The organism is Mycolicibacterium iranicum, assembly GCF_014190915.1.
Lineage (GTDB): Bacteria > Actinomycetota > Actinomycetes > Mycobacteriales > Mycobacteriaceae > Mycobacterium > Mycobacterium iranicum_B.
Map to the genome: position 1 here is coordinate 188573 of NZ_JACHVU010000004.1, position 16322 is coordinate 204894.

Genomic DNA, 16322 nt, shown 5'->3' on the forward strand with positions numbered 1-16322 from the left:
CTAGATCGCAGGGCCGAGCAGGTCGTCGGCGTCCTTGATGACGTAGCCGTAGCCCTGCTCGGCCAGGAAGCGCTGCCGGTGTGCGGCGTACTCCGCATCGAGGCTGTCACGGGAGACGACCGAATAGAACACGGCGCCACCGCCGTCGGCCTTGGGGCGCAGAAGTCGGCCCAGGCGCTGCGCCTCCTCCTGACGTGAACCAAAAGTTCCCGAAACCTGCACTGCAACACTGGCTTCCGGCAAGTCGATGGAGAAGTTGGCCACCTTCGAGACCACCAGCGTACGGATGTCACCGCGGCGGAAACTATCGAACAACTCCTCCCGCTCGGCCGTCTTCGTCGACCCCTGGATCACCGGGGCGTTCAACTCGGTGCCCAGTTCTTCCAGCTGGTCCAGATACGCGCCGATCACGAGCGTCGGTTCTTTCGGATGCCGATCGAGGATCGACTTGACCACCGCGATCTTCGTGTGGGCAGTCGCGCACAGTTTGTAGCGTTCCTCTGGCTCCGCCGTGGCGTAGAGCATGCGTTCGTTGTCGGTCATCGTGACCCGAACCTCCACGCACTCGGCCGGTGCGATCCACCCTTGCGCCTCGATGTCTTTCCACGGTGCGTCGTACCGCTTGGGTCCGATGAGCGAGAACACATCGCCTTCGCGGCCGTCTTCGCGGATCAGCGTGGCCGTGAGTCCGAGGCGGCGGCGGGACTGCAGGTCCGCCGTCATTCGAAAGACGGGCGCGGGCAGAAGATGCACCTCGTCGTAGATGATCAGTCCCCAGTCCCGGCTGTCGAACAGCTCAAGATGCTTGTACTCACCCTTGGTACGTCGGGTGATCACCTGGTACGTCGCGATCGTCACGGGCCGGATCTCTTTACGCTCGCCCGAGTACTCGCCGATTTCATTCTCGGTCAGGGATGTTCGCGCGATGAGCTCCCTCTTCCACTGGCGGCCCGCCACCGTGTTGGTGACGAGGATCAGCGTGGTCGCCCCGGCTTTGGCCATCGCAGCGGCACCGACCAAAGTCTTGCCGGCGCCGCACGGGAGTACCACGACGCCGGATCCGCCGTCCCAGAACGAGTCTGCGGCCATCTGCTGGTAGTCACGCAGCTGCCAGCCGTCCTGATCGAGGTCGATCGGGTGTGCTTCGCCGTCGACGTAGCCCGCCAGATCCTCGGCCGGCCAACCGATTTTGAGCAGCATCTGCTTGACGCGACCGCGCTCGCTGTTGTGCACGAGGACGGTGTCGTCGTCGATACGTGCACCGAGCATCGGTGCGATCTTCTTGTTGCGGAGCACCTCTTCGAGTACCGCACGATCGAAACTGACCAGCATCAGACCGTGTGCCGGGTGTTTGACGAGCTGCAGGCGCCCGTACCGCGCCATCGTGTCGACGATGTCGACCAGGAGCGGCTGCGGGACGGCATAGCGGGAGAAGGACACGAGGGCGTCAACAACCTGCTCGGCATCGTGTCCCGCCGCGCGTGCGTTCCACAGGGCCAACGGGGTGATGCGATAGGTGTGCACGTGCTCGGGTGCACGCTCCAGTTCGGCGAACGGGGCGATCGCCGCGCGGGCCGCTCCGGCCAGCTCGTGATCGATCTCGAGCAGCACCGTCTTGTCGGACTGCACGATCAGCGGGCCGTCAGTCATCGCGTCCCCACCCTGTTGCCTGCGATAAAGTCACGATTTCCCATTATTCCGGGTCGTGAGGAGTGCCCGCCGCAACGACTGCGTCACTCCGCCCGTTCCCCGGGGTGGGGGATTTGCTGCGCGCCGCGCTCTGCAGATCTCGGGCCTGTTATGAGCCATGGGAGAGCGCCCTTGTGCTTTGCCGGATTGCGCGGCTGGCGAAACGTCAGTCGGAGTCCGCAGAGACGACGGACGTGACGCGGTGGATGGCGAACTCCCGTACCCGTCCCGAGGCCGGGTCGTAGGCGGTCAATTGGCCCCCGCGGACATTGATCGGGGCCACGACCCGCTGGGTGGCCACGCCTGCGGGGTCGACATAGCCGATCACCACCGACTCCTGGTGGTGCGCCGCCTGCTGCAGCTCGGAGATGGCGACCGCCGGGTCCAGCCTCGACGCCGACGACGGTGCCGACGCCACTTTGCGCAGCACCGCGACGATCGCTGCCAGCGTCTGATCCGTCGGTGCCGGGTTGTGCCGGTATCCGCGTCGGCGCCCCGGCACCGGCACCCGCGCCCCGCGGCTGCGCAGATCGACGATGGCGCCGGTCGCATCCTCGGCTGCCGGTGCGAAACCGGCAGCGCGCAGCGCGCTGAGGACATCGGAGATCGGGGCTTGGGACACTGCCACCGTCGGCGCGAGCAGGCGCAGTTCGACCGCTTCGGTCGCCGGCGCGGCGACGGCCTGGGCCAGCAGGGCCGCGTCCTCGCAGCGGACGAAGGACGCCGCCATGCCGACGCGCAACTGGCCGTGCCGCCTGGCGACGTCATCGATCAGATAGGACAGTGCCTGTGGCACAGGGGTTTTGGAGTAGCGGTTGAACAGTGCATGGAGCTCGCCCGCGGTCTTGCCCGTGTCGAGGGCACGGCGCACCGACGATTCGTCGATGCGGTACACCATGGCCGCACCAGCGGATTCGACATTGGCGACCGTCGAGAGCTGTTCGGCCAGCGTGCGCTCCAGTGGACCCGGGACCACGACGGTGAGGTCCGCCTGCAACAGAAAGTGGTCGATGGGGGACGGCAGAACCTTCTCCATCGCAGCGATCACCGCGTCATCGCCGTCCCCACTCAGCAGCTTGCGAAGGGGGCTCGCAATGGCCCCGCGCCCGACTGCCCCCACGGCATGGGCCTCGGTGAGTAGGTCGGCGACGGGATCGCGCTGCAGTCGCACGGCCCAGCGCGGCCGCCTCCACACCATCGCCGCGGACGCGCTGTCCGCGTCCACCCCGGCCCCGGCCGGCAAGTCGCTCAAGGTGTCGAGAAGAAGTCTGCGATCCAGCGGTGCCGCCGTCGAGAACAGCGAATCTGACAGCGCTGCATAAGGTTTGCCGTCGGGCCCGCGGGTGCCGACCAGACTCGGACGCCCGGGGAGATCGATCCAGGCCGAGACGAGGAGATGCCACCGCGCGGCCGTCGACGATTCGACGAACCGGTCGGCAGCCACGGTCGGCGCCCACACCGAACCGGCGGCGTCGGTCGGGTCGGGCTCGGGGATGCCGGGCGCGATCAGGCCGGCCGCCGCGGCCACCTCGAGAATCAGGCCGAGCCGGCGGTCCTCGATGCCGGTGACCTTGGTGAGCCGCTTGACCTCACGTATGCCCAGACCGCCGCTGCGCAGCTCCACGACCGGTGCGTCGCTGAGCGTCTCCAGCACCATCTCAACTTCGCGAAGCAGATCGAGCGCCGCCCCGGCGGCCACCGCGTCGACATCGGCACCCTTCGTCTTCGTGACCGTCGGGTCCGGCTTCGACAAGCTGACCGGGCCGGGCGTCTCCCCGCGCAGGACCTGTCCCACGAGGCGCGGCAGGATGACCGTGTCGTCGTCGAGCCGGCGCAACAGTCCGGCGGCCAGCAGCCGGGGCACCGGCCGATCCGGCGGGGTCCCCGGCATCGCGTCACGGGTGCGGCCGATGGGTGATCCCTCCAGCAGCTTGTCCAGCAGCTCACGCGCGCCGGCGTCGAGGGACTCCACAGCCACTCTGATATCGCCGGGCGTCAGGGCCGCACTCTCCACCGTCGCCTGCCCCGGGTACCACGGCAGGCTCGAGGCAACCTCCGCGGCGACGCGCAGGGCGCCCTCGCCGGTCAGATCGCCCCACACCAGCGCGCGATCGCAGAGGTCGTCGACGGCGGCACGGAGGTCGGCGTGGTCGGCGCGCTCGCCGAACAGCTCGGCGAGCTCACCGAACGTCGCGGTCGTGGTCTCCGCGTGCAACGTGAGCAGGGCGTCGAGCACGGCCATGTGCAGGAAATCGAGGTCGTCGGTGGCAGCCTTGACGGATTGGCGCGCCGCAGCCCGGGCGGCCAGCGCAGCGATGCTGCCCGGCGGAGGCTGGGTGAGGTCAGGCCGCAGTCGCAGCAGTCGAATGAGCTGCGCGTCGTCGCCGTCGGCCAGCCAAGCAGCCAACGGCACGCCAGGAACCTTCGCCCCGGTGCTCATCGGCTGTTACTGCTCTTCGTGCAAGCCCTCATCGGCTCCTACTGCTCTTCGTGCAAGCCCTCATCGCTGACCAGCGTAAAGGAGCCTCCCGACCTCGCCAGCCGCTGATGGGCCTGCCACAATGTCTTCGTGGCTGATGACAAGAAGAATCGATACGTCGATCCCGGCTGGCCCACGACCGATGCCGACGACCATGCGGTCAGTGAGCTGGCCGCCGACCGCACCGGCGCGCTGTCCCCGTTCGGTGACATCACGTTCCCGCTGCCGGCCGAGACACTGCCGTTCATCCAATCAGTAACCGTCGTCAACAAGTAGTGGTGGCCGACCGCCTCTCGCATCTCGACGAGACCGGCGCGGCCCACATGGTCGACGTCACGGCCAAGGACGCCACCAAACGGGTCGCTGTGGCCGTGGGCACGGTGCACACCAGGCCGGACGTCATCGCGATGATCGCTGCGAACGGGCTGCCGAAGGGTGACGCGCTCGCCACCGCGCGCGTTGCCGGCATCATGGCCGCAAAGCGCACGAGCGATCTCATCCCCCTGTGTCACCCACTGGCCCTCACCGGCGTGGACGTCGACTTCGTCATCGGAGGCGACGACGATCCAGGGGCGGTCACCATCACGGCCACCGTGCGTACCACTGACCGCACCGGCGTCGAGATGGAGGCCCTCACCGCCGTCAGTGTCTCCGCGTTGACGGTGTACGACATGATCAAGGCCGTCGACAGGGCAGCGACCATCGACGACATCCACGTCATCCGCAAAGAAGGCGGCAAGACCGGAACGTGGGTCAGGTGACGCGGTCGGGTCGGGTCATCATCGCGTCGACCCGGGCGTCGAGCGGCGTGTACGAAGACAAGACCGGCCCGGTCCTGGTCGAGTGGCTCCGGGCCCGAGGGATCGACTCACCGCCGCCCGTCGTCGTCGCCGACGGCGATCCGGTCGCCCAGGCGTTGCGAACGGCGCTCGCCGAGGACCCGGACATCATCGTGACCTCCGGTGGCACCGGCATCTCGCCGACCGACTCCACACCACAGGTCACCGCCGAGGTGCTCGATTACGAGATCCCCGGACTTGCCGACGCGATCCGGCGCTCCGGTCTGCCGCACGTTCCGACGTCGATCCTGTCCCGCGGCATCTGCGGTGTTGCGGGCCGAACGCTGATCGTGAACCTGCCGGGCTCCCTGGGCGGGGTGAAGGACGGACTCGCCGTGCTCGGCGACGTGCTCGATCACGCCCTCGATCAACGTCAAGGCAAGGATCATTCGCGATGACCGCCGTGGTGCGCGCTGCCCTCACCGAACAGCCCATCGACTCTGCGCACCACGAAGAGCTGGTCTCCCACGAGTCCGCCGGCGCCGTGGTCGCATTCGCCGGCGTCGTCCGTGACCACGACGGGGGTCGTACGGTCACCAGACTGGAGTACTCCGCGCATCCCACGGCCGAGCAGACACTCGCCGACGTCGTCGCCGAGGTGGCGGCCGAGAGCCCGGGGGTGCGCGCGATCGCGGTGAGCCACCGGGTGGGCCCGCTGAACATCGGCGATGCCGCGCTGGTGGCCGCCGTCGCCGCCGACCACCGCGGCGCAGCGTTCGAAACCTGCGCGCGGCTGGTCGACCGGGTCAAGGAACGGCTACCGGTGTGGAAGCACCAGTTCTTCGCCGACGGCACCGACGAATGGGTGAACTCCGCCTAAGCCTGCTCAGGCCGGAGGCAGCACCGGCGCAGGCGCCGGAGCGGCGGGAGCAGGCGCGCCCGCGACGGGAGCCGGGGCGGCCAGCGGCGCCGGGGCGCCGGGCAGCGGTGCGGGAGCCGGGCCCACCGGAGCGATCGGCGCCGGGCCTCCGCGATTGTCCGGAGTAGTCAGCGGACGCTGCGTCAGCGCCAGGAGCGCGTCGGTACCGGAGATCTCCTGGGTCTGGATCGCGTGCCAGATCTCCTTGAGGTACGTGACATTCGGGCTCTGGTTGGGGCCCTGTGGCGCGATCGCGGTGCCGGGGGGAAGGTTCTCCGGGCTGGCGAGGTGAGGAACCTCGCTCGGGACCGGCAGCTCACCGGAAATCGCCTGATTGGCCATGTCGTAGGCCGGAGCCGGAACATCGACCGCGCCCAGCGGTGCCAGCGGGTCCGGTGCGGGAGCGGAGGCCACCACATTGGGAGCCGGCGCAGGAGCCGGGGCCGGGGGAACCGGGGGCAGGACCGGTGCGGGTTGCAGCGGGGCGTCGACACCGAGCGACCACACCTGCGGCTCGCCGGGTGCGGGCGCCGGAGCGGCATCCCAGTTGGCGGCCGCGACGACGGCGCTCTGCGGCGCCGGGGCAGGCGCGGCCAACGGTGTGACACCCGCGACGTCCACGACCGGAGCCGGGGCCGGAACGGGGGCCGCGACCGGATCGATCGGGGCGGGTGCCGACAGAGCGTCGAACGGCACCGCAGCAGGTGCCGGAGGCGGAGGCAGCGGCACATCCACCGGGGCGGGTGCCGGGGGCAGGGGCGCGGGTGCGGCGAGTGCGTCGGCCGGGGCGGGTGCCGGCGGCAGGGGCGCGGGTGCGGCGAGTGCGTCCACCGGGGCGGGTGCCGGCGGCAGGGGCGCGGGGGCGGGAGGCAGTGGCTCGGGAGCCGGAGGGAGCGGCGCCGGTGCGGCCATCGCATCGATGGGCGCCGGGGCGGGCGGCAGCGGTGCGGGCGGCAGAGGAGCCGGTGCGGGCGGCAGCGGCGCCGGTGCGGCCATCGCATCGAACGGCGCAGGGGCCGGCGGCGGCGGAGGCGGAGCGAACGGTGCCGGGGGAGGAGGCAGCAGGCCGTTGAGTCCAAGGGGATCGATCGGCGCAGGCGGCGGTTCCACCACGTTGCGCGGCGTTGCGGCGGAGAGCGGCCCGCCGCACGACGGCCACGCACCCTTGCCCTGAGAGGCCAGGACACGCTCGGCGACCGCGATCTGTTCTTCCTTGGTGGCCAGGTGAGCTGCGGGGGCATACTCGCCGCCGCCGTGGCCGGACCACGTGCTCGGGGAGAACTGCAGTCCGCCCTGATAACCGTTGCCGGTGTTGATGGCCCAATTGCCGCCGGACTCGCAGCTGGCGACGCGGTCCCATTCGCCGTCTGTCGCTGCGCCGGCCTGGCCGGCGAGGGCGAGGCCGCCGCCGCCGATGACCGCGCCGGTTACGGCGATCTTGGCGACGCTCTTGGCTGATGAAGCGGGCTTACGGTGCCGTCCACTCATAGGTGCGCGTGGTTCCTCTCTGAAGCGCCCGCGAGGTCAGCTGTCGGGTTCGGGCTGGAGAGGTCGCCCGGCCGTCCTCGTCGAAACGACGACGGCTTCACCCCAAGGAACCGCAGTGGGTTCCAGGTCCTTCAAGTCGGTGGACCAGTGGGTCCCCCGCCTCCATCCAGGTTGTATCTCGTTGTCCCCGCGCACCAACGGATGGAGCTCGGCGCAATTGGTGACGCGGCAGGCGATCGATTGTGGGGGTTGATCGCCTGGTTCAGAACCGTATCGGCTCTCCGGGGAGTCGTCACCTTTTGCTCAACGCCGTGTCGACGTCGGCGGCAAATACTAAAAAAACTCTAAAAGACCAAGAGAGACCGTTGTTCCTGCAGGTGCCGGTCGCCTCAACCTCGCCGTAGCCATCCCGTGACCATTCCGTGATGTGACGCAAATCACGGAATAGACTCGGCGAATCGGTCTAGTTACCCGCCGGCAAACGGCGGCAAAACATCGATCGTCGGGGCGTTGCCGAGCTCAGTGGCCATGTCTCGCACCGCAACTCCGTCGCGCAGATAAGAGCACCTCGCGAGCACCTTCGCCAGCCCCGCGTCGCGTCTCCGCAGCACCGCGACGAGGTCGTCGACCGTGGCGCCCGCCGGAAGCTCGACCATCTCGGATTCCACACCCGCGGCAGCCCTCGCCGCGGCGAAGAAGCGCACGGTCACCCGTACGCCGAGGTCGGCCTCCATCGGTCAGCCGCCGATCGCGCTCATCGGGCGGTCCGGCTGCACGAAGTCGGGGTCGTTGATCCCGTGTCCGGCGGCCTTCGTCCACATCGCGGTGCGCCAGGCCGCTTCGAGCGCGGCGTCATCGGCGCCGGAACGAAGCAGCGCGCGCAGATCGGTCTCGTCGCGCGCGAACAGACAGTTGCGGATCTGGCCGTCCGCAGTCAGCCGGCTCCTGTCGCAGGTGGAGCAGAACGCCTGGGACACCGACGCGATGATCCCGACGTGGCCTGCGATGCGCGCGCCGTCGTGAACGCGCCACAGCTGGGCGGGAGCCGACCCCCGCGGCGCAGGGTCGAGAGACAGCGTGAAGTGCCGCCGCAGGGCGCCCAGGATCGCCTCCGCGCTCAGTGCGCGGTCGCGCTGCCACGAGTGATTCGCATCGAGTGGCATCTGCTCGATGATGCGGAGCTGATATCCGTTGTCCAGGCAGAACCGCAGGAGAGCCACCGCGTCCTCCAGACCCGTGGCCGGGTCCAGCACCGCATTGACCTTGACCGGGCTCAGCCCCGCATCCCTGGCCGCCCGCAGGCCGGCTACGACGTCGTCGAACCGGTCTCGCCGGGTGATCGCGGCGAAGCGCGCCGGGTCGACGGTGTCGAGCGAGACGTTGATGCGGTTGAGGCCGGCCTGCTTGAGCGCGGCGGCCCGTGCGGCAAGTCCGACGCCGTTGGTCGTCAGCGTGATCTCGGGGCGGGGCCGCAACGCCGCGGTCGCGGCGACCACCTCTTCGAGGTAGGGCACCACCAGGGGCTCGCCGCCGGTGAACCGGACACTGGTGATCCCCAGTCGGGTGACGCCGATCCGCAGCAGTCGCGTCAGCTCGTCGCGGCTGAGCTTCTGGTCCCGGGCCAACCAGTCGAGCCCCTCGGCCGGCATGCAGTAGGTGCACCGCAGGTTGCACAGGTCGGTCAGGGAGACGCGCAGATCGGTCGCGATACGTCCGAACGTGTCGATCAGAGGGCCGTCGGCAGGCGCAGGAGAGGGCGGGCGAAGCACCGACGGCACTCCGAGCGCCACCGCGCTCACGGCACGGCTCCGACCACGCGACCGCGCGCCTGATCCACCGGAACGATCTCCTTGCCCAGCGGCATCAGCGATACCGGGATGAGTTTGAGGTTGGCGACTGCCAACGGGATGCCGACGATCGTGATGGCCATCGCGATCGCGGTGGTGATGTGCCCGATCGCCAGCCAGATGCCGGCGACGATCACCCAGATCACGTTGCCCACCATTGCGCCGGGCCGTGGGCCGGGCTTCTCGACGATGGTCCGGCCGAACGGCCACAGCGCGTAGGCGGCGATGCGCAACGACGCGAATCCGAAGGGGATCGTGATGATGAGGACGAAGCAGATCAGGGCTGCCAGAACGTAGCCGAGCGCCAGCCACAGGCCGCCGAATATCAGCCAGATGACGTTCAGTGCCAATCGCATATCAGTCGCCTTGTTCTTCCTCCAGCGGTGACCTGCAGCCTACCGACATAAGGGGATGCTGGCCCCCGCAGCGTCCGAGTAGGATCTGCCGGGACGCGTCCCGACGCATACGGGGCGCTTACTTTGTGTACCCGAACAGGTACAGACGTATATCGGCTTCAGACAGACAGCAGGTGAGACCAGTGCCGACCGGCCGGGTGAAGTGGTACGACGCGGAGAAGGGCTTCGGGTTCCTCTCACAGGAGGAGGGCGAAGACGTCTACGTGCGGTCCTCGGCGTTGCCTGCCGGAGTCGAAGGCCTGAAGGCCGGACAGCGCGTCGAGTTCGGAGTGGCCGCGGGTCGACGCGGTCCGCAGGCGCTGCAGGTGAAGCTCATCGACCCGCCGCCGAGCATCAGCCGCAACCGCCGCGAAGCCGCGACCGTGGAGCACAAGCACACACCCGACGAATTGCACGGCATGGTCGAGGACATGATCACGCTCCTGGAGGGCGCGGTGCAGCCGGAACTGCGCAAGGGCAAGTACCCCGACCGCAAGGTCGCCCGCCGGGTTTCCGAAGTGGTCAAGGCGGTCGCGCGCGAGCTCGACGCCTAGGCGTCGCCGCGGCCCCGGTGGTCACCGGGTCTGTTGTCGTGGGCGCCGACAGTGGCATGACCCGGAGTCGTCACCGTTTTCGGTGGGCAATCATGTCGCTGCGGTCAGGCTCGGCGGGTATGAAGTGACCCATGAGCTACGTGGCCAATCCGTCCTCGTCCGACGGTGAGTTCAACCGGGACACCGACTACATCACCACCCGCATCACCGCCGACGGTCGAGACGGTTACGCCGTGGAGCCCGGCCGGTATCGGCTGGTGGTCGCCAGGGCGTGCCCGTGGGCGAACCGAACGATCATCGTGCGGCGGCTGCTCGGCTTAGAAGACGTTCTGTCCATTGGCTTCTGCGGTCCCACCCATGACGAACGCAGCTGGACGTTCGACCTCGACCCGGACGGTGTCGACCCGGTGCTCGGCATCCACTATCTGCGCGACGCCTACAACAAGCGTGTCCCGGACTATCCGAAAGGCGTGACGGTGCCCGCGCTCGTGGACATCCCGACCGGGGAGGTCGTCACGAACGACTTCGCCCAGATCACGCTCGACTTCTCGACGGAGTGGACGGCGTACCACCGCGACGGTGCACCGCAGCTCTACCCCGAGGCGCTGCGCGACGAGATCGACGAGGTGGCCCAGCGGATCTACACCGAGGTCAACAACGGGGTCTATCGCTGCGGCTTCGCCGGTTCACAGAAGGCGTACGAGCGGGCCTACGACCGGCTGTTCACCGCGCTCGACTGGCTGTCGGAACGACTGGAGAGCCAGCGATACCTGGTGGGCGACACCATCACCGAGGCCGACGTGCGGCTGTTCACCACACTGGCACGCTTCGACCCCGTGTACCACGGTCACTTCAAGACCAACCGGAGCAAGCTCTCGGAAATGCCGGTTCTGTGGGCGTACGCTCGCGACCTGTTCCAGACACCGGGTTTCGGCGACACCACCGACTTCGTGCAGATCAAACAGCACTACTACATAGTGCATTCGGACATCAATCCCACGGGCGTCGTCCCGAAGGGTCCGGATCTGTCGAACTGGCTGACGCCGCACGGGCGGGAGGCGTTGGGCGGCAAGCCGTTCGGCGACGGCACTGCGCCCGGCCCGACGCCCGAGGGCGAGCGGGTGCCCGAGGCTCACTCGGCGGGCTGATCCCACACCGTGCGCACCGACCATTCGGCGTGCGGCACGGGGAACTCGTTTCCGGCTTCGTCGCGCACGAGCGTCGGCAACTGGACAGCCAGACCGGTGAGCCGGCCGCGCTGGGCGTCCATGGTCGGGATGGTCACCGCGAGCGTCGTGTCCGGCCGGAACTCCTCGATGACGTCGGCGTCCTCGTAGGCGCGCAGCAGTACCCACGGCGCCCGCGAGATCTCGCCGGGAATCGACAACTGGATGGGTTTGCGTCCGGTCACGGGCAACTCGCCCTGCTGGGCGGGCACCACGCAGTCGGTGGGGTTGAGCACCTGGCAGAAACGGTAGGGGCCGACCCGCGTCAGGTGCCCGTTGGAGAACGCCGAGATCTCCGGCAGTTCCGAGGAGTGCCCGCGGGACAGCTGCCAAACCAGTACACCCGTACCGATCGTGGAGAGCAGCGCCAGCGTCACCAGAGCAGCGACAAGACGTTTCACTCCCGGGTCACCGCCGCATCCGTCCGTACACCCTCCTGCTCGGCGTGCACGGGGCGATTACCGCCGAGCCCCGGCACCAGTGACTCGCCACGATAGCTCAGCACGGTCTGCGCCAGACCGAGGATCAAGATCGCGGTGATCACGGTGAACCCCGCGTACAGCTCGGTGTAGATGAGCACGCCGGTCGCGCCGCCGGCCACCCAGGCCAACTGCAGCAGCGACTCCGAGCGCCCGAAGGCCGATGCGCGGGATTCCTCGGGCAGGTCGTCCTGCAGCGATGCGTCCAGGGAAGCCTTGGCGATGGCGCTGGCCGCCGACGTGACGAACGTCGCGGCCGCGGCCACGAGCAGATTCCCGGTCAGCGCGGTCGCCAGTGCCATCACGGTGACGGCGAGGGCACAGCGCACCACCAGGCGGGCGGGGTGGCCGAGTTTGAGGCGTGCCGCGGTGAAGTTGCCGCCGAAGTTCCCGATGGCCGCCGCGGCACCGATCATGCCGAGGATGCGCAGCTGCTCCCACCCGCTGGCGTCGTGGGCTTTCGCGACGAACGCGGGGTAGAGGAACAGGAAGCCGACCATCACCTTGACGGTGCAGTTGCCCCACAGCGAGGTGATGATGTTGCGGCCGAGCGGCTGGCGGACTTTCGCCGACGAGTCCCGCCGCATCTCTTCGGTTCCGCCGTGGTAGCTCAGGGTCGCCGGCACCTCGCCCTCGGTGACCTCCACCCACTTGGGTATCCGCATGGCCAGGGCGGCGCCGGCGATGGTCACCGCCACGACGACGTAGAGAGCGCCGGGCATCTCGAACAGCTGGAAGCCGTATTCGGCGGCCGCGGCAATACCTCCGCCGATCATCGTGCCGCCCAGCAGTCCGAACGTGGTGAGCCGCGAGTTCACCCGCACGAGATCGATCGACGGGGGCAGCACCCGGGGTGTGACGGCGCTGCGGAGCACCGAGAACGATTTCGACAGCACCATCATCCCGAGAGCGCAGGGATAGAGCACCCAGGACGGGAAGCCTCCCGTCGCGCTGTCGAAGTTGGCGATCAGCACGACCGCCAGCACTGTCCGCAGCGCGAACGACGCCGCCAGCGCGACCCGCCTGCCATGTTGCAAGCGGTCCAGGGCGGGGCCGATGAGCGGCGCGATCACCGCGAACGGTGCGATCGTGATCAGCAGGTACAGCGCCACCTTGCTCTTGCTCTCGCCGGAGGCTGCGGCGAAGAACAAGGTATTGGCCAGCGCGACGGCCATGGCGGCGTCCACCGCGAAGTTCGCGACCACCGGCCACGTCAACGCCGTCAGACCCGACTTGTCGGCGCCGTCGGCGGTCGCGGCGCGGTGCACCATCCCGTACACCTTGGAGCCCATCTCGCGGCTCCGTTGCGCGGCGGCACGCGTCACCGTCACCTTGTCGCCGCCGGCGCCCGGGGCCCGGCCCGGCGGCGGATCGTAGGAGGAACGGGTCCGGTGCCGGATGTCGTCGTCGAGCGGAGGCAGCCAGCGATTGCCGTGGTCGTTGGGTGAGTACGGCCGCCCCGACCTGCGGTTGCCGGGACGCATTCCCGGGTCGCTGGGATAGTTGGCCATCCCCGGGTGTTCTCCCGCAGGTGGGCGTGGCGGGTAGTAGCGTCCACCCTGCTGACCGTCAGGGTCCCGGGGGTCACGCCGCGGTCCGGTCACGCAGACGATTCTCCCTCATGGGGCCGACAGCGTCCGCGCAGGCGACCGGTGTGGCTAGACGTTGCCTGACTCAGGCAATATTGGAGGCGATGGACAGCATGACCGAACCCGATCAGCAGACCGATCCGACCGACATCGGATCCGGCCCCGCGCACGACGAACCTGGTTCCGTCGTGGCCAGCCCTGACCTGGAGGCGATCCTGCTGGGCGCCGTCGACGATGCGCGCGCAGCGATCATCGAGTACAGCGGCGACGACAGCGTCGGGGAGTATCTGGGCGCCGGGTTCGAGGATCCGACGTCGGCCACCCACCGCTTCCTGGCAGAACTGCCCGGCTACCGCGGCTGGCAGTGGGCCGTCGTGGTGGCGGCCTGCCCGGGTGCCGCGCACGCCACCATCAGTGAAGTGGTGCTCGTCCCCGGCCCCACCGCGCTGCTGGCGCCGAAGTGGATCCCCTGGGAGGAGCGGGTCCGGCCCGGCGACCTGAGCCCGGGTGACCTTCTCGCCCCGCCCGCAAACGACCCCCGCTTGGTTCCGGGATACACCTCGACCGGCGACCCGCAGATCGACGAGGTGGCCGTCGAGGTCGGGCTCGGTCGACGACAGGTGCTGAGCCTGTGGGGCCGCAACGACGCCGCGCAGCGTTGGCACGACGGCGAATACGGTCCCGGCTCGGCGATGGCACGGTCCACGCGGCGCATGTGCCGGGACTGCGGCTACTACCTTCCGCTCGGCGGTGCGCTCGGGGTGATGTTCGGCGTCTGCGCCAACGAATACGCCGCCGACGGACACGTCGTCGACGCCGAATTCGGTTGCGGCGCCCATTCGGACACCCCGGCGGCGCCGGGCACGGGTTCGCCACTGTTCGACCCGTACGACGACGGTGTGCTCGACCTGGTCGAACGCACCGAGGGTTAGCGGCTCAGCTCTCTGCGGCGGCCTTGATCCGCGTCAGCGACGCGTTCATGCCCTCGACCAGTTCATCCTCGAAGCTGGGCACCCCGCCCATGAACTTGCCGACCAGAAAGTTCGAGACCGCCGTCGTGCCGTTGTCGGCGCGCCTCGTCTCGGTCAGCCGGGTGCCGGCTTCGGTCGGCTCCAGCTCATAGCTCCACACCGTGTGGTTCTCGTTGACGCGGAACGCGAGCTTCTTCTCCGGCACGTACTCGGTGATCCGGCACGTCGTCGGCCAGAACAGCAGCCCGCGACGGTTGAGGTTGATGGTGCGCGCCCCGGGGCGCAGCTCGCCGACGGGCTTCATCAGACGGCACTGCGGGCTCCACTGCGGCATCTTGCTCAGGTCCGAGATGAGATCCCACACCTTGGTCACCGGCGCGTTGATGTCGACCTCGGCCTGCAATATCGGCGCTGCCATGGCTTCTCCCTAGTACTTACGTCAGACCGCGTTGGGCGCCGCGGTGCCCGCGACGCACGGCGTGACGTTGCCACAGAAAAATCGATGTGCCAAGAACGCCCACGCCGAGCCCTGCCAGCGTGACGGGCCGCCAGTCGTGCAGCGCGGCGACGGTGAACGCGAGCACGGTCGCGAGGACCCAGCCGCACGTGATCGCGATGATGACCGGCCACGGTGTGAGCAGGGCCGCGGGCAGCGGGGGTGGCTGGGGCTCGCCGTCGGGTTCCATCGCCTCCAACCTAATCGACGTGCCCGGGGCAGTGGGTAGTGTCTAGCGCTGTGCCAGCCGCCCGCCCACTCGAATGTGCGTGATGGCCAACGTCTTGCCGAACGTCGTAGACATCACGGATCCGGCGGATCCCCGGCTCGACGATTTCCGCGACCTCAACAGTGTCGATCGCCGGCCGGACCTTCCGAGCGGCAAAGGCCTCGTGATCGCCGAAGGCGTTCTCGTGGTGCAGCGCATGCTTGCCTCGCGGTTCACGCCCCGCGCCCTCCTCGGCACCGATCGGCGTCTGCAGGAACTCGGATCCGACCTCGATGACGTCGCGGCCCCGTTCTACCGGGCGAGCGCGGAGGTGATGGCCGAGGTAGTCGGTTTCCACCTCAACCGCGGGGTTCTGGCGTCGGCTTCGCGCGCGACGGAGCTCTCCGTCGACGACGTGCTGCACGACGCCCGCACGGTCGCCGTGCTTGAAGGCGTCAACGACCACGAGAACCTCGGATCGGTCTTCCGCAATGCCGCGGGCCTCGGGGTCGACGCCATGATCTTCGGCACCGGATGTGCCGATCCGCTCTATCGCCGTGCGGTACGGGTGTCGATGGGCCACGCTCTGCTCGTGCCGTTCGCCAGGGCGGCGGCGTGGCCTGAAGACCTCCAGGTGCTGCGCGAGAACGACTTTCGTGTCCTTGCGATGACCCCGGATCCGGCGGTCCCGACCCTGGCCGAAGCGATGGCGGGCCTGGCGGAGCAGCGGGTGGCGATCCTGGTCGGCGCGGAGGGGCCGGGTCTCAAGGAACACACGATGCGCTCCAGCGATGTGCGGGTGCGCATCCCGATGGCGAGGGGCACCGACTCGCTCAACGTCGCGACGGCTGCGGCGCTGGCGTTCTATGAGCGGGATAGGCTCGCCCCGTGAACGACGAAACCCCGTGGGCCACTGGCTTGACGGTGGCCGCGTTCGTCGCCGCGGTGACCGCCGCGGCCGTCATCGTGCTGAGCCTCGGGCTGATGCGGGTGCATCCCCTGCTTGCAGCCGGCCTGAATCTCGTTGCGGTGGGCGGGTTGGCGCCCACGGTGTGGGGTTGGCGCCGAAAGCCGGTGTGGCGCTGGTTCGTTCTGGGCGCAGGTGCCGGCGTGGCGGGCGCCTGGGTGGCTCTCCTGGTGCTGGGGTTTTCCGGCGTCAGGGTCTGAGGCCGTCGGCAGCCCGCGTCAGCGAGCGCTCGCCGG

19 protein-coding genes and 1 riboswitch are annotated in these 16322 nt (G+C 69.0%); of the genes, 9 read left to right on the forward strand and 10 right to left on the reverse strand.

All coding sequences use genetic code 11. The features are described 5' to 3' along the window. Positions 1-1650, reverse strand: coding sequence for a DNA repair helicase XPB (locus FHR72_RS11270; protein WP_183468053.1), 1650 nt, complete (start codon positions 1648-1650; stop codon positions 1-3). Positions 1651-1855: 205 nt separating this feature from the next. Beyond that, positions 1856-4129: a helicase-associated domain-containing protein gene (locus FHR72_RS11275; protein ID WP_183468054.1), complete on the reverse strand. Its 2274-nt coding sequence runs from the start codon at positions 4127-4129 to the stop codon at positions 1856-1858. 129 nt (positions 4130-4258) lie between these two features. On the opposite strand from FHR72_RS11275, the gene FHR72_RS11280 reads away from it, so the two are divergent. The 4 genes from FHR72_RS11280 to FHR72_RS11295 are packed head-to-tail and all read left to right on the forward strand — an operon-like array spanning position 4259 to position 5827. Continuing rightward, positions 4259-4444 carry a hypothetical protein gene (locus FHR72_RS11280; RefSeq protein WP_183468055.1) on the forward strand — a complete coding sequence of 62 codons (186 nt, stop codon included), beginning with the start codon at positions 4259-4261 and terminating at the stop codon, positions 4442-4444. A 47-nt stretch (positions 4445-4491) separates the two neighbouring features. After that, the gene (moaC, locus tag FHR72_RS11285) at positions 4492-4929 is read left to right on the forward strand and encodes a cyclic pyranopterin monophosphate synthase MoaC (protein WP_221193449.1); all 438 of its coding nucleotides are present in this window, start codon (positions 4492-4494) and stop codon (positions 4927-4929) included. Then, positions 4926-5405, forward strand: a complete 480-nt coding sequence (locus tag FHR72_RS11290; RefSeq protein ID WP_183468057.1) for a MogA/MoaB family molybdenum cofactor biosynthesis protein — start codon at positions 4926-4928, stop codon at positions 5403-5405. Before moaC ends, FHR72_RS11290 begins: the two co-directional genes overlap by 4 nt. Next, positions 5402-5827, forward strand: a complete 426-nt coding sequence (locus tag FHR72_RS11295) for a molybdenum cofactor biosynthesis protein MoaE (RefSeq protein ID WP_183468058.1) — start codon at positions 5402-5404, stop codon at positions 5825-5827. The genes FHR72_RS11290 and FHR72_RS11295 overlap by 4 nt, the downstream gene beginning before the upstream one ends. Positions 5828-5833: 6 nt before the next feature. On the opposite strand, the gene FHR72_RS11300 is transcribed toward FHR72_RS11295, so the two are convergent. The 4 genes from FHR72_RS11300 to FHR72_RS11315 form a co-directional block, all read right to left on the reverse strand. Continuing rightward, the gene (locus FHR72_RS11300; RefSeq protein WP_183468059.1) at positions 5834-7354 is read right to left on the reverse strand and encodes a transglycosylase family protein; all 1521 of its coding nucleotides are present in this window, start codon (positions 7352-7354) and stop codon (positions 5834-5836) included. 10 nt (positions 7355-7364) lie between these two features. Beyond that, positions 7365-7537, reverse strand: a riboswitch (cyclic di-AMP (ydaO/yuaA leader). A gap of 284 nt (positions 7538-7821) precedes the next feature. Further along, entirely contained in the window at positions 7822-8088 is a 267-nt protein-coding gene (locus FHR72_RS11305; RefSeq protein WP_183468060.1) for a MoaD/ThiS family protein, read from the reverse strand. 3 nt (positions 8089-8091) lie between these two features. Continuing rightward, positions 8092-9153 (reverse strand): GTP 3',8-cyclase MoaA, encoded by a 1062-nt coding sequence (moaA, locus tag FHR72_RS11310; protein ID WP_183468061.1) that lies wholly within the window; start codon positions 9151-9153, stop codon positions 8092-8094. Beyond that, complete coding sequence (locus FHR72_RS11315; RefSeq protein ID WP_183468062.1) at positions 9150-9557, reverse strand: YccF domain-containing protein; 408 nt, start codon at positions 9555-9557, stop codon at positions 9150-9152. The genes moaA and FHR72_RS11315 overlap by 4 nt, the downstream gene beginning before the upstream one ends. 182 nt (positions 9558-9739) lie before the next feature. On the opposite strand from FHR72_RS11315, the gene FHR72_RS11320 reads away from it, so the two are divergent. Beyond that, positions 9740-10150, forward strand: coding sequence for a cold-shock protein (locus tag FHR72_RS11320; protein ID WP_183468063.1), 411 nt, complete (start codon positions 9740-9742; stop codon positions 10148-10150). A 131-nt stretch (positions 10151-10281) separates the two neighbouring features. Then, positions 10282-11298: a glutathione S-transferase family protein gene (locus FHR72_RS11325; RefSeq protein ID WP_183468064.1), complete on the forward strand. Its 1017-nt coding sequence runs from the start codon at positions 10282-10284 to the stop codon at positions 11296-11298. On the opposite strand, the gene FHR72_RS11330 is transcribed toward FHR72_RS11325, so the two are convergent. Together FHR72_RS11330 and FHR72_RS11335 are read right to left on the reverse strand one after the other, a co-directional pair. Continuing rightward, positions 11283-11777: a DUF2771 domain-containing protein gene (locus tag FHR72_RS11330; protein WP_183468065.1), complete on the reverse strand. Its 495-nt coding sequence runs from the start codon at positions 11775-11777 to the stop codon at positions 11283-11285. The genes FHR72_RS11325 and FHR72_RS11330 overlap by 16 nt on opposite strands. Then, the gene (locus FHR72_RS11335; protein ID WP_396888427.1) at positions 11774-13459 is read right to left on the reverse strand and encodes an MFS transporter; all 1686 of its coding nucleotides are present in this window, start codon (positions 13457-13459) and stop codon (positions 11774-11776) included. Before FHR72_RS11335 ends, FHR72_RS11330 begins: the two co-directional genes overlap by 4 nt. Before the next feature lie 89 nt (positions 13460-13548). Between FHR72_RS11335 and FHR72_RS11340 the strand changes: the two genes are divergently transcribed. After that, complete coding sequence (locus FHR72_RS11340; protein ID WP_396888428.1) at positions 13549-14376, forward strand: DUF3027 domain-containing protein; 828 nt, start codon at positions 13549-13551, stop codon at positions 14374-14376. Positions 14377-14380: 4 nt separating this feature from the next. On the opposite strand, the gene FHR72_RS11345 is transcribed toward FHR72_RS11340, so the two are convergent. Together FHR72_RS11345 and FHR72_RS11350 are read right to left on the reverse strand one after the other, a co-directional pair. After that, the gene (locus FHR72_RS11345; protein WP_183468067.1) at positions 14381-14833 is read right to left on the reverse strand and encodes an SRPBCC family protein; all 453 of its coding nucleotides are present in this window, start codon (positions 14831-14833) and stop codon (positions 14381-14383) included. Between the two features lie 16 nt (positions 14834-14849). After that, positions 14850-15101 (reverse strand): DUF2530 domain-containing protein, encoded by a 252-nt coding sequence (locus tag FHR72_RS11350; RefSeq protein WP_183468068.1) that lies wholly within the window; start codon positions 15099-15101, stop codon positions 14850-14852. Between the two features lie 82 nt (positions 15102-15183). Here FHR72_RS11350 and FHR72_RS11355 point away from each other — a divergent pair, with 82 nt between their 5' ends. Together FHR72_RS11355 and FHR72_RS11360 are read left to right on the forward strand one after the other, a co-directional pair. Next, complete coding sequence (locus FHR72_RS11355) at positions 15184-16011, forward strand: TrmH family RNA methyltransferase (RefSeq protein ID WP_260155984.1); 828 nt, start codon at positions 15184-15186, stop codon at positions 16009-16011. Next, positions 16008-16286, forward strand: coding sequence for a DUF2537 domain-containing protein (locus tag FHR72_RS11360; RefSeq protein ID WP_183468070.1), 279 nt, complete (start codon positions 16008-16010; stop codon positions 16284-16286). Before FHR72_RS11355 ends, FHR72_RS11360 begins: the two co-directional genes overlap by 4 nt. Positions 16287-16322: the final 36 nt, after the last annotated feature.